Annotated in this window: 18 protein-coding genes; 2 read left to right on the top strand and 16 right to left on the bottom strand. The window is 41.5% G+C overall.

Annotated features, from left to right (window positions below; genetic code table 11):
- Positions 1-20 precede the first annotated feature (20 nt).
- Positions 21-1367, bottom strand: a complete 1347-nt coding sequence (locus I2F76_RS00985) for a DUF1958 domain-containing protein (protein WP_129299545.1) — start codon at positions 1365-1367, stop codon at positions 21-23.
- 191 nt (positions 1368-1558) lie between these two features.
- Positions 1559-2263 (bottom strand): glucosamine-6-phosphate deaminase, encoded by a 705-nt coding sequence (locus I2F76_RS00980; protein ID WP_195487052.1) that lies wholly within the window; start codon positions 2261-2263, stop codon positions 1559-1561.
- Positions 2264-2567: 304 nt separating this feature from the next.
- Here I2F76_RS00980 and queA point away from each other — a divergent pair, with 304 nt between their 5' ends.
- Positions 2568-3596, top strand: a complete 1029-nt coding sequence (gene queA, locus I2F76_RS00975) for a tRNA preQ1(34) S-adenosylmethionine ribosyltransferase-isomerase QueA (protein ID WP_003006367.1) — start codon at positions 2568-2570, stop codon at positions 3594-3596.
- Positions 3597-3607: 11 nt separating this feature from the next.
- Positions 3608-4078 carry an arginine repressor gene (locus I2F76_RS00970; protein ID WP_003006364.1) on the top strand — a complete coding sequence of 157 codons (471 nt, stop codon included), beginning with the start codon at positions 3608-3610 and terminating at the stop codon, positions 4076-4078.
- A 478-nt stretch (positions 4079-4556) separates the two neighbouring features.
- Here I2F76_RS00970 and I2F76_RS00965 read toward each other — a convergent pair whose 3' ends face one another.
- From I2F76_RS00965 to I2F76_RS00900, 14 genes are all read right to left on the bottom strand, one after another.
- Positions 4557-5891: a dipeptidase gene (locus I2F76_RS00965; protein WP_195487051.1), complete on the bottom strand. Its 1335-nt coding sequence runs from the start codon at positions 5889-5891 to the stop codon at positions 4557-4559.
- 17 nt (positions 5892-5908) lie between these two features.
- Positions 5909-7420 (bottom strand): YfcC family protein, encoded by a 1512-nt coding sequence (locus I2F76_RS00960; protein ID WP_195326896.1) that lies wholly within the window; start codon positions 7418-7420, stop codon positions 5909-5911.
- 124 nt (positions 7421-7544) lie between these two features.
- Positions 7545-8489 carry a carbamate kinase gene (gene arcC, locus I2F76_RS00955; RefSeq protein WP_003011576.1) on the bottom strand — a complete coding sequence of 315 codons (945 nt, stop codon included), beginning with the start codon at positions 8487-8489 and terminating at the stop codon, positions 7545-7547.
- An 85-nt stretch (positions 8490-8574) separates the two neighbouring features.
- The gene (argF, locus tag I2F76_RS00950; RefSeq protein ID WP_070660144.1) at positions 8575-9591 is read right to left on the bottom strand and encodes an ornithine carbamoyltransferase; all 1017 of its coding nucleotides are present in this window, start codon (positions 9589-9591) and stop codon (positions 8575-8577) included.
- Positions 9592-9674: 83 nt separating this feature from the next.
- Positions 9675-10904 (bottom strand): arginine deiminase, encoded by a 1230-nt coding sequence (gene arcA, locus I2F76_RS00945; RefSeq protein WP_195422906.1) that lies wholly within the window; start codon positions 10902-10904, stop codon positions 9675-9677.
- 234 nt (positions 10905-11138) lie between these two features.
- Complete coding sequence (locus I2F76_RS00940; protein WP_049472136.1) at positions 11139-11828, bottom strand: Crp/Fnr family transcriptional regulator; 690 nt, start codon at positions 11826-11828, stop codon at positions 11139-11141.
- A 317-nt stretch (positions 11829-12145) separates the two neighbouring features.
- Positions 12146-13213 (bottom strand): serine hydrolase, encoded by a 1068-nt coding sequence (locus I2F76_RS00935; RefSeq protein ID WP_195487050.1) that lies wholly within the window; start codon positions 13211-13213, stop codon positions 12146-12148.
- Between the two features lie 98 nt (positions 13214-13311).
- A complete protein-coding gene (locus I2F76_RS00930) occupies positions 13312-14784 on the bottom strand; it encodes a helicase HerA-like domain-containing protein (RefSeq protein WP_195487049.1) in 1473 nt (490 codons plus the stop codon).
- Between the two features lie 210 nt (positions 14785-14994).
- Positions 14995-15600 carry a superoxide dismutase SodA gene (gene sodA / locus I2F76_RS00925; RefSeq protein WP_195487048.1) on the bottom strand — a complete coding sequence of 202 codons (606 nt, stop codon included), beginning with the start codon at positions 15598-15600 and terminating at the stop codon, positions 14995-14997.
- 88 nt (positions 15601-15688) lie between these two features.
- A complete protein-coding gene (gene holA / locus I2F76_RS00920; RefSeq protein ID WP_195487047.1) occupies positions 15689-16723 on the bottom strand; it encodes a DNA polymerase III subunit delta in 1035 nt (344 codons plus the stop codon).
- Between the two features lie 23 nt (positions 16724-16746).
- Entirely contained in the window at positions 16747-17349 is a 603-nt protein-coding gene (locus I2F76_RS00915; RefSeq protein ID WP_070666282.1) for a DUF805 domain-containing protein, read from the bottom strand.
- A 75-nt stretch (positions 17350-17424) separates the two neighbouring features.
- Positions 17425-19668, bottom strand: coding sequence for a DNA internalization-related competence protein ComEC/Rec2 (locus I2F76_RS00910; protein ID WP_195487046.1), 2244 nt, complete (start codon positions 19666-19668; stop codon positions 17425-17427).
- On the bottom strand, positions 19649-20317 hold the full coding sequence (locus I2F76_RS00905) for a helix-hairpin-helix domain-containing protein (RefSeq protein WP_195326891.1): 669 nt from the start codon (positions 20315-20317) through the stop codon (positions 19649-19651). Before I2F76_RS00905 ends, I2F76_RS00910 begins: the two co-directional genes overlap by 20 nt.
- A gap of 66 nt (positions 20318-20383) precedes the next feature.
- Entirely contained in the window at positions 20384-21130 is a 747-nt protein-coding gene (locus I2F76_RS00900; RefSeq protein ID WP_024056296.1) for a lysophospholipid acyltransferase family protein, read from the bottom strand.
- Positions 21131-21149 lie beyond the last annotated feature (19 nt).

Here is a 21149-nt window from a genome sequence, read left to right as displayed (position 1 = left end):
ACAATCAGTTAGGTTTTATTTTATTCTTTATTGTAGCGCTTTTGAGCATCTTTTTTGCGTCTCTCACGACTTTGTTTTTCAATCGAGAGAATGATGACAAGAATAAGAATGGGAATCAAGATCAGGAAGTGATCTAGCGAAAGCCATTTACTGTGCTTAGCCGTTGTCTTTTTCCCACTTGCTGTTTCTTTGACAAGCTCTGGCTTGGCTCCTTCTTCCACCTTCATATCATCTCGGATACCTTCAGACAAGGTGTAGAGATCATTATCTACTGTCAGATAGCCATCTTTTACCGCAAGGGTCGGTTCTTTAGCCCCTTTTTTAACCGTTGCATAGAAGGGTTTTTCAAGTGTATAGGTCTTGCCGTCAATCTTCTGGACACCTGCATCTAACAATTTTTTATAGCCAAAATCTTTATAGGCTTTTTCGATCAAGGCATTGCCAAACGGATGGCGATAATATTCCCCATCTTGGTCTGCCCAATCTCCTACGCCCATAATGACAGCAATTAAGCGCTGATTGCCCCGTTTGATGGTCGCGATATAATTGAAAGCTCCACGAGGACTTGATCCAGTTTTTAAACCATCCACACCTTTCAAAGCATACTTGGCTCCTGGCAATGAATAATTGTAGGTATCAAAGGTTTCCTCATACGGAGTCCCCTTTTTGACCGTGACTTGTGCTTGATTGGTATAGTTTAAAATATCTGGGTATTGATTGATAAAATGATAGACCAAAATTCCCAAATCACGCGCAGTTGTCTGGTTAGCCGCATCATTTGGATAATTGTTTACCTGATAGTAGCCTTGCAAGGTGGAGATGGCCGCCCCGCTTGGGTTATTCCAGACCGTATTGGTCATCCCCAATTCCTTAGCCTTGGCATTCATACGCTCGATAAAGGCATCTGGATCATTGTTGGACATGAGATTGGCCAACATGAGGGTCGATACATTTGAGGATGGAACCACTGTCATGGTAATCAACTCAGGAATTGTGTAGTCTACCCCAGCAACAATATTATTGTTGGAGATTTCATAGATCTTTCCGATCGCTTGGTCTGAAGCGGTCGCCTTGATCACTGTATCCTTACTGATCTTGCCATTTGCCATATCTTCAAACAAGAGATAGAGCGTCATGAGCTTACTCATGCTGGCAGGATCTCTGACTTCATCGATATTGTCTTTCCAAAGAACATTTCCCGTATTGCCATCAATAATGAGTGAGGAATGTGGACGGTTAATGGCTTGGACATTGTCATTTGGGTACATCTTTTGCGCCATATCCACCAATTCATCCGCACTAGCTAGAATTGGCTGGCATAAGAGACTCAGAAGGAGGCAAATATGGATCAAATATTTTTTTATCATAAACTATTCCTTTATAACAGACTATTCAGCTGGAGGCTAAAACAAGCTTCTAGCCCTCATGCCCTTTTCTCTTGTCTCCCAGTAGATGAAAAGAGCTAATCCCAGCAGATAATTACTTGTATTGTACCATACTTTGAAGCAGAAAAAAACCTATCTAGCACGAATAAATCGGCGATAGGTCCTGTTTTTTATCAACTTAACAAGCTCAAAGCTTCCTTATCCGCAATGATGGTCACATCTGGATGTCCCTGAAGGGCACTTGCAGGCACTTCTTCTGTCTTTTCACCCTCTACTGTTCCTTTAATCGCTTGGGCTTTCGATTCCCCATAAGCAAACAAAACAATCGATTTTGCTGCTAAGATATTAGCAATTCCCATCGAAATTGCCCTGGTTGGTACATCCTCAATTTTATCAAAGAAACGAGAGTTCGCTTCAATCGTAGAAGCATCCAACTGTACTAAATGGGTTTGGCTATCAAAGGATGTCCCTGGCTCATTGAAACCGATGTGTCCATTGCGCCCAACCCCTAGAATTTGAAGATCTACAGGATGTTCTTCTAAAATCTGATTATAACGTGCAACTTCTTGTTCGGCTGTTTCTTCTGCACCTATTGGGAGGTAGCTTTCTTTAAATGGTTTGGCATCAAAGAGATTTTTCTCCATGAAATAACGGTAGGATTGAGGATCATCTCCTGTTAATCCTACATATTCATCTAAGTTAACACTAATTAGATTAGATAAGTCCAAATCACTTTCACGAATTTGTTTGTAAAATTCAAGGGGACTGCTTCCTGTCGCAAGACCTATGGTTTGAGCTCCTTCCTGTAATTTTTCTTTAAACAGATCAAAGGCAACTTTTCCACCCTCAATTTGGTCCTGAACTTCAATAATCTTCATGCGATAGACCTCCTATATCTCTATAGTTTAATTATATGGTATAGACCAATTTTTGTCAAGTGAAACCGCTATCTTTTTTTGTATTTTTTCATTTTCAATTCGATTCGTGATATAATGAAAGGTATGATTGTATCACTATTATTCATCATTTTTTTGATAGGACTTCTTGTTTTTCTCTTATCTTTTTTGATTCACCGAAGAAAAGTCCTAAAGGCAATAATATTTTTGATAGGAACTTGCCTGATGCTTTTAGCTATTGGAACAACCATCTATCTACTCACAAATTTACTTTAAAGGAGCACAAATGAACACAAACGACTTTGACTTTGATTTACCTGAAGAACTGATTGCCCAAACCCCTCTTGAAAAACGCGATGCCTCAAAGCTCTTGATCCTAGATCGAAAAACAGGGCAATTCCAAGACCGTCATTTTGATGCAATTTTGGATGAATTGGAGCCAGGAGATGCTCTTGTCATGAACAATACGCGCGTTCTACCTGCCCGTCTTCATGGAGTCAAACCTGAAACAGGTGGTCACGTCGAATTCCTTCTCCTTAAAAACACCCAAGACGACTGTTGGGAAGTCTTAGCAAAACCTGCAAAACGCTTAAAAGTAGGTGCCACAGTCAGCTTTGGAGATGGTCGTTTGACTGCAACCGTTGAGGAAGAATTAGAGCACGGAGGTCGCATTGTTCGCTTCCATTACCAAGGGATCTTTTTAGAAGTTCTAGAAAGCCTTGGCGAAATGCCACTTCCTCCCTATATTCACGAAAAGCTCGCTGACCGCGAACGCTACCAAACCGTTTACGCCAAAGAAAATGGTTCTGCTGCAGCTCCAACGGCAGGTCTTCATTTCACCCAAGAATTGCTCCAAAAGATTGAAGCCAAAGGGGTCCACCTGGTCTATTTGACCCTTCATGTGGGCCTAGGAACCTTCCGTCCGGTATCTGTAGACAATCTTGAAGACCATGAGATGCACTCTGAATTTTACCAACTTTCTGAAGAAGCTGCTGCGACCCTTCGTCAGGTAAAAGCTGCAGGAAAACGCATTGTAGCTGTTGGAACGACTTCTATTCGAACCCTTGAAACGATTGGAAACAAATTTGATGGAGATATCCAAGCCGATTCAGGCTGGACCAATATTTTTATCAAACCAGGTTATGAATGGAAAGTCGTCGACGCCTTTTCAACCAACTTCCACCTTCCAAAATCAACTCTGGTCATGTTGGTTTCTGCCTTTGCCGGCCGTGAATTAACCCTCGAAGCATACCACCATGCTATTCAAGAACGCTACCGCTTCTTCAGTTTTGGGGATGCTATGTTCATCAAGTAAAGGAGTCCCTCATGAATAAAATTGAAAGCCGCCACCGCTTGATCCGCTCGATCATTTCTGAGCGTAGGATTCATACCCAACAAGAGCTCCAAGAAGCCTTAGAAGCCAATGGCGTTCTCGTTACCCAGTCCACCCTTTCACGGGATGTCAAATCCTTGAATCTAGTAAAAATTAACGAGGGGGATAGCTCCTACTATGCCATGAACACCATCGCTCCTTCCCGTTGGGAAAAGCGCCTGCGGATGTATATGGAAGATGCCTTAGTCATGTTGCGGCCCGTTCAAAACCAGGTCGTTGTAAAAACTCTTCCAGGTCTTGCCCAATCCTTTGGAGCGATCTTAGATGCATTGGAACTCCAAGAAATTGTAGCCACCATCTGTGGAGACGATGTCTGTTTGGTCATCTGCGAAGACAACCAAGGAGCTTTGGATTGTTTTGAAAAATTAAAAGAATTCACCCCACCCTTCTTCTTTAGTAAATAAAAAGTTTGGAAACCAAGTTTCCAAACTTTTTAAAATGTAGACAAACTATCTTAAAATAAGGTGAGCGATTCTGCAAAAAAATTAAAATGTGTTCTAATTTTTTGAATGAATGAAAAAAACACTGAAACTTTCCGCCGTGAGAAAAGTGCCTGAAACAAAATTGTTTCAGGCACTCGGAATTATTGAGAGTAAAACAGTTTGGGAAACTGTTTTAGCCTGAGCCCAGAAATTAAAGAGCGAGGGGGCTCAATACAAATTGAACACGGGCTGCGGATTGTGTCAAAAAGATAAGTTCTCCTAGAATCGAAAGATTCCGCGTCAAACTTCCTATTTTGACTTTACCCGCAGACGCCCTTAGTATCTTGATTTAGTCTTGGAACTTCGTAGAAGTTCGCTGACGTCCGTACTCACCTAAGGAAAGTTTTTAGTATAAGTTTGTCTTCAATCTGAAAGTTTAGAAACTTGGCTTCCAAACTTTTCATGTTGTAGCTAGGCGTTGAATGGCTTCTCGATAGATTTCCATCGCAGCGTAGAGATCGTCAATTTTTGCACATTCATTTGCTTGATGCTCAGTCTGCTCTGCACCTGGGAAAAGAGCCCCAAAGGCAACACAATTTTCCATGGTCCGCGCAAATGTCGCACCACCAGAAGACATAGCTGGCGTCTTATCCCCAGTTTCTTCCTGATAGACGGCCATCAAAGAGCTGACTAAAGGACTATCCAAAGGAACATATAAAGGAGCCAAATAATCAAACTCTTCATATTCCAACTGATAACTAGCCGCAATTTCTTGCAAACGAGCTACTAAGGCATCCTTGTCTGCTAAGACGGGGATCCGAATATCAATTCCGATTTCCGATTGTTCTTGATCGATCACAAGGGTCGCAAGATTAAAGGAAAGATCTCCACTTGGTTCGTCTGTAATTCTGCCAAATAGAGCCTCACCAGTTGCATCCTCACCAACAGCATCTGCGATAAAGAGCAAAGCTGGATGGGGTTGGATGAGGGACAGACTTTCCGCTAAACCGACTATGGCATTGACTCCTTCGGCTGCATCTTTAGAGTGCTTGGAAATACCCAAAACCGTTACAGAATTTTCTGTTTGGCTATACTGAACCCCACTTTGATCCAAAACAGGAAGCAACTCTTCCAAACGATGACCAGCATAGGTCGCCTTGTCTGGAACAACATTGAGGGCCTGACCAGCCTGTAAGGGAAGATCATCCCAACCTGGGCCATGCAATTTCACTTGTAATAAGCCTTTTTCAGCATAGGTTAAGGGGAAAGAGGAATCCGGTGCAAATCCAAGATCTGCTTGCTCTTCGATTTGGTTGTAGCGGTTCATACAGCGCCACAAGGTTTCTTCATCCGTCCCAAAGATAAAGCGGATTCGTTTGGTAAACTGGATGCCATCATCCATCAAACTCTTAACTGCGTAGAGGGCAGCAAGAGACGGTCCCTTATCATCCTGCACACCACGACCTACTAGATAATCACCGACAATGGTCGCTTCAAAAGGTGGCGTTTGCCAATCTTGTAAATCACCGGCTGGAACAACATCCAAGTGACAAAGAACGGCCAGGAGTTCTTCCCCCTGACCGATCTCTGCATATCCATAGTATCCTTCAGGATCTATATATGTTTGAAAACCTAATTCTCGAGCAAGCTCTAAGGTTTTTTCTAGGACATCTTGGATAGCTTGTCCAAACGGTGTTCCATTTTCCCCTTCATTTAATACAGAAGGATAAGAAATGATGGTTTGAAGCGAGTTTAAAAACTGCTCTTTCACATCGTCCTTAATTCTTTTTTTCATGAAACACCTACTTTATTCTATTGCAAGAATGGAACTACAGTTCCGAGTAGAAGAAGGGCAATGGTGATCACAACAATCGCTACAACCAATTTACCCATGAATTTCCACCATGTACTGATTTCAACACGTCCAAGAGCAAGAGCTCCCATTACGATACCTGAAGTTGGTGCGATCAAATTCAAGACACCAGATGCAGATTGGTAAGCTGTGACAATCAAGCTACCTGGTACGTTGACGAATTTACCAAGAGGTGCCATGATCCCCATTGTCGCGCTAGCAAGTCCAGATGATGATGGGATCAAGAATGACATTGGCAAGTAGAAAATGTAAGTCAAGACAATGAACAATTGAGATGAAAGACCTTTAAGTCCTTCTTCACCCCAGTGAAGGATTGTCGCAGTGATCATACCATCGTTCATAATGACTTGGATACCACGTGCTACTGCTACGATAAACGCAACACTCAAGAGGTCAGCTGCACCATTCATGAAGGATGAAATGATTTTATCTTCTTTCAAGCCATAAATGATACCCACAAGGATTCCCATGAAGGCAAAGAGCATAGCTGTTTGAGGGAAGTACCATGTACCAAGAGCATCTGTGTTACCGATCAATTGACCAAGTACTGGAATTTTATGGAGAGATTCGTTAAAGTTGTCAAAGAATGTAATACCCAAATCTTTGAATGGGATAAATCCAGCAACCATGATAACGAATGTTGAGATGAAGACGAGCAAGACACGTTTTTGTTTCTTGTTCATTTGTGAAGGAATTTCTTCACCACTTTCTACGTTGAAGTGTTTCAAATCTTCTTCACGAGTTGCATAAGTCAAGGATGCTTTAGGATCCTTTTGAACCTTGTCTGCATAACGGTATACATAGTAGGTACTAAGAGCAGTCATGACTACCCAGAAAATCACACGGAGCAACAATCCTGATGCACTTGAGATACCAGCTGTATCAGATGCAATAACCGTTGCAAATGGATTCAATGTAGAAGCCAAACATCCGATTTGAGAACCTAGAAGTACAATCGCAACCCCTGTCAAGCTGTCAAAGCCAACAGACATCATAACTGGTACGAGAAGTGGATAGAAGGCCATGGTTTCTTCACCCATACCATAAGTTGTCCCACCAAGGGCAAACAATGGCATCAAGATCAAGATCAACATTTTTTCGCGGCCTTTGTATTTACGAACGATTGAAGCAATCCCTACATCAAGGGTACCTGTTTCGTTCACAACACCAAGGAATCCACCGACCATCAAGATGAAGAAGGCTACGTCAATGGCTGCACTAGTTGGTGCTTTACCAAGCATGGCGTTGATTGGGGCCATCAAGACGTCCCAAATCCCTTGAGGATTTTGTTTCACAGCTTCATAACTACCAGCGATGATGGCTCCACCATCATCAACTTTGTATTGACCAGCTGGAATAATCCAAGTTAACACTGCCATAATGGCAATGATGATTAACAATACGGAAAAAGATGAAGGCATCTTAAATCCTTTTTTCGTTTTTTCACTCATTTGTCTTCCTCCTAACGCAACAAAGTGTGAGTGATGTTTTACAAGAGTCTCTTGTAAAACGCTTACCTATAGACTTATTCTATCACAATAAGCTTTAAAATACTAGTTTTTTCCTAATTTTTCATTAGTCTTTTTGGATGATTGTTCCACTTTCAGATTCAATCAAAGCTCCCAGGTTTTCAAGTGATGTAATAACTGCTTTTCCTTCTGGGCGACCATTTACAAAGGCAATGGCAGCTTCCACTTTAGGAAGCATGCTTCCTGGTGCAAATTGGTCTTGTTTGATATATTCTTCCAATTGAGCCACATTAACATGTTCCAATTTTGCTTGGTCTGGTTTGTTGTAGTTCACAAAGACATAATCGACACCAGTCAAGACGATGAAGAGGTCTGCTTCTACTAATTCAGCCAAACGTTGAGATGCGAAGTCTTTATCGATGACAGCTTCAACACCAGATAGGCTACCATCTGCTTCTTTCACAACTGGGATACCGCCACCACCGGCTGCCACAACGACTTGACCGTCGTTCAACAAAGTACGGATGGTATTGATTTCTTTGATATCCACTGGTTTTGGTGAAGCAACAACTTTACGCCAGCCACGACCAGCATCTTCTTTGAAAGTTGCTCCAGATTTTTCAGCTTCTGCTTTTGCTTCTTCTTCTGAGTAGAATGGACCGATTGGTTTGCTGAGATTGACAAAAGCTGGGTCGTTCTTATCAACAACGACTTGTGTCACAACAGAAGCCACATCTTTTTCAATTCCTTCTTCAAGAAGAGCATTTTGAAGAGCATTTTGAAGCCAGTAGCCAATGCTTCCTTCGGTCATAGCAACTAATGAATCAAGTGGGAAAGCAGGGTTCTTTTCAGAGTTTGCTGCCAAGTGTTGGAGCAAAAGGTTTCCTACTTGAGGACCATTTCCGTGAGTGATGATCAAGTCATCCCCGTTTTTGATTAATTTGACTAAGTGTTTTGCTGTTTCTACAAGTGCTTCTTGTTGAGCTTGTGCAGAAGGATCAGATGAGAGAATAGCATTTCCTCCCAAAGCAACGACGATTTTTCTTGACATAAGTTTTCCCCTTCTATAAAAAATAGGGGCAGGACTAAAGCTAGCAGTCCAGCCCCTATAGCTGTTGGTATACGGTTATAAAGTCTTAAACTTTTGGAATGTACAAGTTACCAAGAGTAGCTGCCATAACCGCTTTGATTGTGTGCATACGGTTTTCAGCTTGGTCAAAGTGACGAGCATATTTGCTACGGAACACTTCGTCAGTAACTTCCATTTCTTCTACGCCGAATTTTTCAGCAACATCTTTACCGTAAACAGTATTTGTATCGTGGAAGGCTGGTAAGCAGTGCAAGAAGATCAAGTCTTCGTTATCAGCTTTCTTAATCAAATCCATGTTTACTTGGTAAGGTTTCAAAAGGGCAACACGTTCTGCAAATTTGTCTTCTTCACCCATTGATACCCAAACATCAGTGTAAAGTACGTCTGCACCTTTCACTGCTTCGTCGGCATCTTCAGTGATCAAGATATGAGCGCCACTTTCTTTGGCAAATCCTTCTGCCAACTCAACGATTTCTTTTTCTGGGAAGAGTTCTTTTGGTGAGAAGATGTGTACGTTCACACCAAGGATAGCACCTGTTACAAGAAGGCTGTTTGCAACGTTGTTACGTCCGTCACCACAGTACACAAGTGTCAAACCTTCAAGGCGTCCAAAGTTTTCTTGAACAGTCAAGTAGTCTGCAAGCATTTGAGTTGGGTGCCATTCGTCAGTCAAACCATTCCATACTGGAACACCTGAGAATTCAGCCAATTCTTCAACCATACGTTGGCTGAAACCACGGAATTCAATACCGTCAAACATACGTCCAAGAACTTTAGCAGTATCTTCTGTAGATTCTTTTTTACCAAGTTGGATGTCGTTTGCACCTAGGTATTCTGGGTGAGCACCAAGGTCGATAGCTGCTGTTGTGAAGGCAGCACGAGTACGAGTTGAAGTTTTTTCAAACAAAAGCGCAATGTTTTTTCCAGCAAGATAGTGGTGTTGGATGTTGCGTTTTTTAAGGTCTTTCAAGTGAGCTGAAAGTCCGATGAGGTATTCTAACTCTGCGCGTGTAAAGTCTTTTTCTGCCAAGAAGCTACGTCCTTGGAACACTGAATTTGTCATTCTAATTGTCTCCTATTTCTTTCTAGTATTGATCAGTAAGAAGGAAGAGCTGATCCCTCAAGACCAGCTCTCGGTCTTCTACATTAGATTTCTTCACGTTCAAATGGCATTGACATACAACGAGGTCCACCACGACCGCGAACCAATTCACTTCCGCGGATCTTGATCAAACGAAGTCCGTATTCTTCTAATTTCTTGTTTGTGACTGTGTTACGGTCGTATACGACTACCACACCCGGTGCGATTGTAAGAGTATTTGAACCGTCGTTCCATTGTTCACGAGCAGCAGCAACTACATTGCCATCACCACAAGGGATCAATGTAACTTTTTCAACACCAAGGTTTTCAGCAAGCAATTCAGCCAAATCACCTTTTTCTTCAACAATCTTCAATGCTTCATTTTCATAGGTTACAGAGAAGACGCGAAGGTTCCCTTGGATTTCTGGGTGGATTGTGAATTTATCGTAGTCCACCATTGTGAATACTGTATCCAAGTGCATGAATTTACGGTTGTTCGCAAATTCGAAGGCCAATACTTTCTTGAAGCCAACGTTCTTCTTGAAGATGTTTACCAACAATTTTTCGATTGATGCAGCATCTGTACGTTGTGAGATACCAACTGCCAATACATCTTTAGAAAGCACCAACTCATCTCCACCTTCGATACGAGTATCTTCTTCACGGTTGTAGACAAGTTCAACTTTTCCACCATAAACTGGGTGGTATTTGAAGATGTATTTACCATACAAAGTTTCACGGTTACGTGTATCTGCGTACATGTGGTTCAATGATACTGCATTACCAATTGTAGCAAATGGGTCACGTGTGAAGTACAAGTTTGGCATTGGATCAATCGCAAATGGATAGTCAGATTCAACAAGGTCTGTCAATCCTTTGTCAGCTTCAGGAATTTCTGGAAGCTCAGCTTTTTGGAAACCAGCCATTGTTTTTTCAACCAACTCTTGGTTGTCTTTAATACCACGAAGGATTTCGCGAATAGCGTTTTTAGTTTGGCGTCCACGAATGTTCGCTTCATCAAGGTATTCTTCGATAAATTGTTCGCGAATTTCTGGAGTAGTCAATGACTCAGCTGCCAATTTTTCAAGATAAAGTACTTCGATTCCTTCATTACGAAGTGCTTCAGCAAATGCGTCGTGTTCTTTTTGAGCATCTTCCAAGAAAGGAATATCATCAAAAAGAAGACGTTCAAGATAGTCAGGCATCAAGTTTTCCAACTCTTTACCAGGACGGTGCAAACAAACTTTTTTCAGTTTTCCAATTTCTGAGAAAACATGAATTGGGTGTGTAGACATCTATAGTCCTCCTTTTTCTTCGAGCTTGTTCATAAGCTTTATTACAATTGTTATTATATCCTTTATTGTTACCGCTTTCATGAAGGATTCTACTTTTTTAATGCAAAGAATTTGGCATTTTCTTGAATTCTTCCTATTTTTTAGTTAATATGAAGCGTTTTCTTTGCATATTTTGTCTTTTATATTGTTTTTATGAATATATATTTTTTTGAAAAAATAAAAAAGATCAACAAATTAATTGATCTCTTTAAAACTCTTTAAAAAGTAGGCTGTATCTAGAAAGGTTAATTGTTTTCTCTCATACTGTATCTTATGAGAATCGATGAGTTTCTTTAAAACTTGATTGACGGTTTCTCGGGTTGTAGCCGCTAATTTGGCCATTTCCTTCATACTGATTGGAAATGGAAGTTGATTTCCTAAACTTTCATAGTCCTTGCACAAGATAGCTAAAGATTGAACCACACGCTCACTGGCACTAGCTGTCACGACATTACGTAGACGCAACTCTTGAAATTCTAAAATTGACGAGAGCTTTCTCGTAATAAAGAGCAACTGCTCCTTACTCTCTTGGGCAGATAATTCATAGAGGTTGACGGGGATAACGAAACAACGCAAATCTGTCACCGCACTAGCTGTATAGTGGTAACGCTCATCCTGAAACATCCCACCATAAGGGAACAGGGCCCCTTTCTTGATATAATCCATATAGGAAAATTGATCAGACGAATCGAATTGCTCAATGCGAGCAAAGCCTTTTGAAAGAAGAAAAATGCGATCCCGCTTATCTCCTGCATAAAATAAAATTTGTCCTTTTTGGATATCCCTAGCATGAATTTCAACAGCTAATTTATCAAATAGCTCCACTGGCAACGCAGAGAAGGCTGGATGCGAGCGGACCAACTGGTAATCTTCCTTTGTAATCATGTTTATACTTCCTCTTATTACTATTAATTAGTATAACATATTTTTTTGATAGAAGAGGGAAAGAAGCCTCTTTAAAACAGAAAAGTATTTCGAAACACCAAGTGAATTTTATGCTACTGTGATAGAAGAAAAGAGAGTGGGACAGAAATCGGTAATTCGTTAGAATTCGATTTCGTCGTCCTACCTCCGCACAGTTGAGTAGGGCTGTAAAAGCTGATGAAATCAGCGTAGTAGAGCCCACTCAACCACTGCGTCTTGCTCGATAATCCAAAGACAATTGAAGAGGCCAGGACTTTTGTCCCAGCCTCTTCCGTCAATTATTCATTCATATTCACACGATGCCATTCATTGATGACATAAGCTAGTTCTCCCAACTGATAAAGACCAACACCACTGATTTCAGAACTTTCTGGGGTCGTTCCACCCAGTCCTGCAGTATAGATGGCAACCAAATAAGGGGTCGATTCATGGACAATGGCATCCACATTGAGCGCTTCCGCAACATAGCCCGGTTTTTGTTGAATGACCAAATCTGGCAAGAATTTCTTATAGTACTCACCTGGGAAAGATTCCCCAATCAATTCCAACAAATCTGCATATTTTTCTTGATGATTCCAAAGATATTGCAAGACATGGATATAATAATCCGTTGTCGTTTTATTATCTTCGCTAAAGGTTTTGACTTCTGGTGAGCGAGATTGACCATAGCGACTGAATAACTTGCGCGCTTGCTCCATTCCCCCTAAACGATCTGCCAAGGCATAGGCTGGGGTATTTTCAGAGTAAACTAATGAATAGCGTTGCATATCAGGGATAGACATGGCTCCATCAAAGGCAGCAACGTAATTGTCATGTTCCCCTACATATTCATAGTAGGTATTGTTAATGTCAAACCGATCTGTTAAATTGAGTTTCCCCTTTGTGACCTCATCCACCACCAACATGTTCAACGGTAGCTTATAGGTACTTCCTGCCGTCATTGGTTGAAGATCATTCATAGCAAATTGCTCTCCTGTAATGGCATTGCGATACGTGAAGGCAACTTGTGACGGATCAATTCCACTTTCCGCTAGGAAATCCTGGACAACCTCTACCAACCCCTTATTAGCATAATCATAGACAAGGCCATAAGCACTCATCGTTTCCATGTCTGCATCGACCACTGCTTGCTTGGCTTCAGGAGATTTGACACGTGGTTTTTTCGTCTCAGGCGTAGACTTTTCTATATCTTTTTCTTTTGCTTCTTTTGTTTTCTTTTCTTTTTTTTCAATTGCTGATGCTGTTGGTTGCGTAACATGCAAGTAGCCCAGTGCGCTTGTTCCCCCTAAGCACAATAGAATACTGATCGCAATCATGATCGAGCGTAGATTAAAATATTTTTTCATACGAGATTAATTATAAAAGATTCTACTGAAAATAACAAGAATTATCAGAAATAGAAAACGATTTCTTTTTAAAAAGATTATTTCTTTTCATCAAAGGCTTATTTTCGTTTAAAGGAGCCCATAATTAGCTTAGCGATCTCACGCGCAATCGTCCGGAATAAGGAACTCAAGAAGGAATCCTTAGCTTTTTCAAGACTGGATTTTCTTGGGCGACCTGGACTGCGTTTTTGCTCTGCTTTTTCCGTCGCAGCTCGTTCTTTTTCTGCTTCTTTTTTCTCCTCTTCTTGTGCTTCCTTGCTTGCTTTAGCTGCTAATTTTTCATAGGCAGATTCCCGATCAATCGTCGTCGCATACTTTTGATGGAAAGGCGATGTCGTGATTAAGGCCAATTGTTCACTTTCATTTAAGAGGTCAAAACTCGATTGAGGAGAGAGAATATAAGCACGCTCAACAACACTAGGTTGCCCCTTCTCATTCAGGAAAGAAACCAAGGCTTCCCCTGTCCCTAATTCTGTGATCACTGTTTCTGTATCAAAGTCTGGATTCGGACGAAAACTTTGGGCAGCCACCTTGATGGCCTTCATTTCTTTTGGTGTATAAGCTCGAAGCGCATGCTGCACACGATTTCCAAGCTGTGCCAAAACAGATTCTGGTAGATCTTGAGGATTTTGGGTAATAAAGTAAATCCCTACACCCTTAGAACGAATCAGGCGCACGACCTGCTCGACCTTCTCAAGAAAGAGCTTGCTTGCATCCTTAAAGAGGAGATGGGCTTCATCAAAGAAGAAAACCAGTTTTGGCTTTTCGGGATCCCCAACCTCGGGAAGTGTTTCAAAGAGGCGAGACAACATCCAAATTAAAAAGGTTGAATACAATTTTGGTGAATGAAAGAGCTTTGTAGCCGAAAGAATATTGATATACCCACGCCCTGATGCATCGAGTTGCATAAAGTCATTTAAATCAAGTGCAGGCTCTCCGAAAAACTGATCCGCTCCTTCTTCTTCAAGAACTAAGAGGCTTCTTTGGATCGCACCGACAGATTGTTTGGTGATATTACCATATTGGGCAGAATAGTCTGAGCTGTGTTCATAGACTTCCTTTAAAAGGCTTTGCAGGTCCTTCAAATCAATCAAGGGCCAATCTTTCTCTTGAGCCACTTTAAAGACAATTGCAAGAATTCCTGATTGAGTTTCATTCAAATCAAGTAGACGAGAAAGAAGCAATGACCCCATTCCTTCGACAGTCGCACGAACAGGATGACCAGCTTGGCCAAAGACATCCCACAATCGAACAGGGAAGGCTTGCGGCTCAAACGGATCTGTGAGACCAAGCAGTTTGTAGCGTTCTTCCAGTTTTGGAGTCCATTGCCCCGCTTTGGCTAAACCAGATAAATCTCCCTTGATATCAGCTAGAAAGACCGGAATGCCCTCTTTGCTTAATTTTTCTGTGAGGACCTTGAGGGTAACTGTTTTCCCTGTCCCTGTTGCTCCTGCAATCAAGCCATGACGATTTAACATCCGCAAATAGATAGGCGTCTCAACGGCTCCTTTAGTAATGGTAATACTAGTCATTTCATTTCTCCCTGAATGTTTCAGTTTTCATTTTAAGGTTTATCTTTTCCTTGCCTAGGCCCTTCAAACCAGGCTTCAGACAAGTAAGACACACTCCTACTAGTGTATCATTTTCCTGACCAAACGCAAGAAATTATACTCCAATTTTTCGGATGCAAATAAAAAAATCTATAAGAGCCAATACTTGCTCTTATAGATTCCTTCATTTTATTATTTTGCTGCTGTAAACAATTCATTAACTTTATTCCAGTTGATCACTGAGAAGAAAGCTTTGATGTAGTCAGGGCGTACGTTACGGTATTTCACGTAGTAAGCATGTTCCCAAACATCCAAACCAAGGATTGGTGTTTTACCTTCAGAGATTGGTGTATCTTGGTTTGCTGTTGAAGTCACTTCGAGTTTGCCTTCTTTGTTGACAACCAACCATGCCCAACCAGAACCAAAACGTGTCGTTGCTGCTGCTGTGAAGGCTGCTTTGAAGTCTTCAAATGAACCAAATGTAGCATCAATCGCTGCAGCAAGTTCTGCTGAAGGAGCTGTTTGTTCTGGAGTCATCAATTCCCAGAAAAGAGCGTGGTTCAAATGACCACCACCATTGTTGATCACAGCTTGGCGAATATCAGCTGGAATGGATTCAACATCAGCTAACAAGCTTTCAAGGTCTTCTCCAATTTCAGGATGTTTTTCAAGAGCTGCATTCACATTGTTTACATATGTTTGATGGTGTTTATCATGGTGCAAATGCATGGTTTCTTCATCGATATAAGGTTCCAATGCATCATAAGCATATGGTAATTCTGGTAAAATGATAGCCATTTTATGGTCCTCTTTTCTTTATTACTGACTTGATGATAACGCAAACAGCTAAATTATTCAACTAATCTGCTTGCGATTTCATTCATCGTTAGATGCTATTAGCTACTTTCAACAGGGCCAAATCAAATAAGTAGTCTTTTTCATATGTTCCACTTTTAATCGCATAATCCGTCTCGATGAAGGTCATCATAGCTTGCTTCAAAAAGGACAGGGAAAGCCTGCGGCTATCCCGTAAGGCAAACTTTACCTGATAAGGATTGACCTTGCGTCCTGACAAGTCCGACAAGCTCGCTACAATTTGGCTTTCGGATTGGCCTTCTTCTGAGAAAATTTTAACTTGAGAAAACATTCGGAATTGCCCCAACAAAATAGCGATCAATTTTATTTCATCTTCTCCTTGTAAGCGAAGATCCTTAACCAAATTTCGGACTTGATCGATTTGGCGTTTGAGAATCATCTGTGTCAGATCAAAAATATTATCTTGCAAGGACTTTGGAACAACCTCCTCGATATCTTGGAGGGTAATCTGACCATCTTCTTTATAAGCCTGCAATAGAGCGAGATTCTTCTGTAACTCTCCAAAATCATAGCCAGATTTTAAGAGCAACTGGTCCAAGGAATCGCCCACAAAGTGTAAGCCCAATTCTTGCGCCTGACCAGAAAAATAACGCTTTAAATCTTGCTCTTTAGGAGTGGTCGCTTCAATGATTTGGGCATCCCGTTTTAGGAGTTTGACCAAGCGGCGCTTACTATCTAATTTTCCTTCTGCAAATATCACCAAACGGGTCGATTCAGAAGGATTTTCCAGATAATTTTCAAATTGCTTCAGATCTTCATCGGTTAAATTGCGTTTTTTGGCAGTGGTCAAATCCAATAAGTGATCCAAAATCACGATTTTTTCATCTGCAAAAAAGGGAAGACTGACCAAATCCAGCTCGACCTCAGCATAGGAGGCTTCCTTCATATCAAAATAAGAATAATTCAAATCTGAGGGATCATAGCCTATTTTTTTTAAAATGTCTTTTTTTAACCATTCAAATTGACCTACATCCTCACCCGTCAAAACAAGAATAGGAGGCAGAGTTTGAACCGTCAGATGTTTAGTGTCAATAATTGCTTGCATGAAACTCTCTTATCTTTATCAGTTTAGTGGATTTCGTGTTCAGTAGCCATCTTTTGTTCCAATGGTGGTTTTTCATCAGACAAATCAGGTGCTGCTACAAAATTAGGAATTTGCTCAAAGGAGTTGCCTCCAAAGCTCCCCCCTGTCGCTGTGACCTGTGGTTCAGAAGCCACTCCCATAGGAGTTTCTACTGGTTGTGGGAAGGTGTTTTTCCCTGGAAGCATCATGAGAATCAAGAGAGAAATAACTGTAATCCCCCAAAGAAATAGGAAAATATCTAGCCCCGTCAATAAATAGAGTAAAACCGGACCAAGATTCAAAAAGATCCAAGACCAATGGATTCCCGCATCCCGCAAGCGACGTACACAAATGGCTTGACTGGGTACTAAAATGAGGAAGTAAAAGAATGCTAAGAAAGCGAGCGCCCATAAACCTGTCTTAGAATGAACAGTTGAAAAATTGAGCGTTTCTTTAGCATTTTGATGGGATAAAGAGGTCACGATGTAAAAAACCCAAAGAGGCAAAGAAATCAGGGAATTCCAGAAAAAAGCTAGCCAAAAATGGGCCCGACTGGTCTTACTTGAAAAATCTGCATACTGTATCCAAAATTGCTTAAATGCGTTCATACAATTCTACCTTTACATCGATTTCACTTTCTATAATAGCAATTTTCAGCATAGAAAGCAAACCTCTCCTCGTCTCTATCGGACTGTTTCTACCCTCCAATGGTTCCATCCAATCAAGCGAATCGCTCCCCTTTCATCGGTACGAAAATAAGAAATAGAGCGTTCCTCTAGACGATCGAGCAATTCTTTGTGAGGATGCTGGTAGCGATTTTTCTTTCCAACAGAGATCAAGGCCAACTGAGGATGTAACTGATCTAAAAACACATCACTAGAGGAACCTTTAGAACCGTGGTGGCCTACTTTCAAGACATCTACTTGTAATTGTGGATCGTTTTTCAATAGTTTTTTCTCTCCAGCTTCTTCCAAATCACCCGTGAACAAAAATCGTTTCTGATAGAACTGCCCATAGAGGACAATCGAATCATCATTTTTACCATCCCCCACTTCATCAGGGGATAAGACTTCTAGATGATGATCAAAAATAGGAAGTTGATCCCCTCTCTGGACTACTTTAATCGGACTATGAAGCTGTTTCAATTTCTCTCGAAATTGAGAATTAGTTAGACTACCTGGACTGACATACACTTTTTTAACTGGGATTTGTTTGGCAACCTCCACCATATCTCCCATATGGTCCTGGTCTGTATGAGTCAAGACTAAAGCATCGAGTTTTCCAACACCTCGACTCTTGAGATAGGGAATCAAGGTTTGATCCGCATTGGCAGATTGACTGCGCTCTTGCCACTTTTCTCCACTTTTAAAAGTGACGCGTCCTCCGACATCAATCAATATGGTTCTTCCTTTCCAATCGCGTAAAAAGATACTGTCTCCTTGACCGATATCCACCATGGTAATCTCATTTTCTAAAGGATGTTTGGTCCAACAAAAGATGAGTAGAATCATGCCTATTAACAGGAAACGACGTTTTTTTTGCTTTCGAAGATCATACAAGATCCCTAAAAGAAGGAAGAGAGCAATCAGAGCTGCTCCCGTCGGCTGACCAAATACCAAAGGTAGCGACGTGAGCTTTGAAATCCAACGAATACACTCCTCTATGAGAAGAAAGAAACTGTTAAAAATTGTAAGGGGCTTTAGAATCGATAAGATAAATAGCACCGTTAAACCTGGAAGAAGAACAAGGTCAAATAAGAAAGAAAAGAGGAAGGTTAAAGGGAGTGACCAGGGTTGAAAAACACTAAAGTAATAGGTCAAAAGGGGCAAAATCCCCAGGCTAATCCAGAAACTTTCCACTAGTAGCTTTTTAAGTCCGGAATAAGAACTGGTATCTACCAAGGTCAAAATAAAGGCATAGGCACAACTCAAGACCCCTCCAGCTGTCAGGAGAAACTTGGGCATGAGCAACATTAAGATCATCAAGGTCATCGCCATATTCTCCATCCCTCGGACCCCCTTTTGAGAGAGGATCTTTTGCAAGAGACTGCGAACCACTGAAACTGAAAAACCTGTCAAGCCAGCATAGACCAAAGAAATTGGAACCATCCAGATATCAACTGTTTCTTGCAAGATTCCTAGACGTAAGAGAGCTTTCCGGATCCCATTGATGAAAAAGCCAACCTGCATCCCAGATAAGGCGAATAAATGGATGATTCCTAAACTCGTGTAAAGCTGGTCCATCTCTTCAAAATCCGTATCTAAATAGCCAAAAAGAAGGCCGGTCATATACTGGTTCATCGGTTGCGGAAAGTGCTCCTTGCTCCAAACAATAGCTTGGCGCCTCCATTGAGATAGCCAGTCAAAAACATTCCAAGTCTGTATAGGAAGCGCGGATTGGATCGCTTCAATTTTTATTTGATAGTGAATCCCCTGTGTTTGCAAATAAGACCGGTAGTCAAATCCTCTAAAATTTCGCTGCCCTTCTGGTTCTTCTATAACACCTTTATATGTCAACTCCAGCAAGTGGGTTTGACTTTGCCACTGCTGTTTTTCTTTTTCTGATTTTAAAGTGTAGAAGACTTGGTAGGTCCTTCCCTGATTTTTAGCACGAAAAGACAGGGCGTCCCCATTGATCTTGATGCTATCTGGAATCAGGCGTAAGTGGGATGGCTGACTTTCTGCTTGTACTGGATGATCCTGTAGTCGCTGAAAGACAAAGAAGGCCGCAAAACAAAGGGTTGCTAAAGCAAGCCCTAGCAAACTTGAGCGCTCCCCTTTATAGTGATGAACCGCTAAAACTCCCACTACTACTAGACCGCTGATCGAAAGCCAAGATGGTTGATAGGTACTAAAATACAGCCATAGGAGCAAAAAGGCGAGATGGACAAGCGAAAAAGGAAGGTCTTTAATCCACCGTGAAAGCATCTCTTAGTTTCTCCAGTGTTTTCTCTCCGATTCCTGAAACATTCTTCAGATCATCCACTGATCGAAAAGGACCATTTGCTTCGCGATAGGCAATAATGTCCTGGGCACGTTTCTGGCCAATGCCTGATACTGTCTGGAGCTCTGATTCAGTCGCTCGATTTAAATGGACCTTACCTGTTTTTTCTGCTGGCGCTGACGAAGTTGCAGAACTTTCTGAACTTCCAAGTGCTGGAACATCCTCTCCTTCTTTAGCCACATAGATCACTGCTTCATCGGAGAGTTTTTGCGCCAAATTGACCGATTGACTATTGGCATCGGCTGTCATCCCACCCGCCTTATAGATGGCATCGTGGACTCTGCTATTGGAGCGCAACTCATAGACCCCTGGTTGTTTGACGGCTCCTTTGACATCGACCGTAATGATCTCAGGTGCATCAGACACAGAAGTCGCCGTCTTTTCTTCTTTAGAACTAGCGGTCTGCACCTTTTCTTTGCTCGAAGTTGAACTAGAAGACTGATAAAGATCCGGTATGGTGGATGCACTTGACTGAGGTCGATGAAAAAGAAAATACCCTCCAAGTAAGAGTCCGATAGCAGTAAGGGCTAAAAAGAGCTTATATTCTTTGATTTTTTCAATGATATCCTCCATAAGAAACCTCCTCTCACTTTTATTATTCGTAAAAATAAAAAAAACTGAGAAAAACTCTCAGTTTTTTTACTTGTTTTTTCGATGTTTGTCCGGATCCCATACAAAACTGGCTAGGTAACTAAAGAGCAAGGTCAAGATGGCCACGACTAAGACAAGAGGAATCAAAAGGATTTTTAACAAACGAATCAAGATAAACGGTTTTGTTGGGGTGTTGATCGCTTGTGCTTCCGCATCCAAGCGGTCAAATTCCTCCTGGATACGGCGGGCAACTTCTGCCACTCCTTCGTCATTCATCTTTTTAATATCCGAAATATCAATGGGATGTCCAAAGTTCATATCAATGCGTTCACCTGTTGCCAACCCTTTCAAGTCTCTTGGACCAGTATAAGTCACTGGCATGATACGGACCTTCGCCATTTTGGCAATGATGGCAACACCACCTTTGACGTCTTGAGAATGACGGCTTCCACTTGGGAACATAATCAAAGAACGGTTGCTCTTTTTCAGCATATTGACAGGATACTTAATAGCTTCTGCTCCCGGATTTTCACGGTCGATCGGAAATGCCCCACACATACGAATCCACCAGCCAAAAATACGATTGGTGAAGAGTTCTTTTTTCGCCATAAAGATAAATTGCTTTGGCTTGGTTGCAAAGGCCATATAGACCGGATCCCACCAAGTCCGGTGAGGGGATACCAGGATGTAGTTCTCTTCCCGATCTGGAATATTGTCCTTATGATGGTAATGGGCATTCCCATTTAAAACCCACAGAATAAAGGCAACAAGGCCACGTAAATAGGTATAAAACATAGTTGTTCCTCAAATCCAT

The organism is Streptococcus parasanguinis (assembly GCF_015557775.1).
Classification (GTDB): Bacteria; Bacillota; Bacilli; order Lactobacillales; family Streptococcaceae; genus Streptococcus; species Streptococcus parasanguinis_AA.
This window is presented reverse-complemented; position numbering and strand designations above follow the sequence as displayed.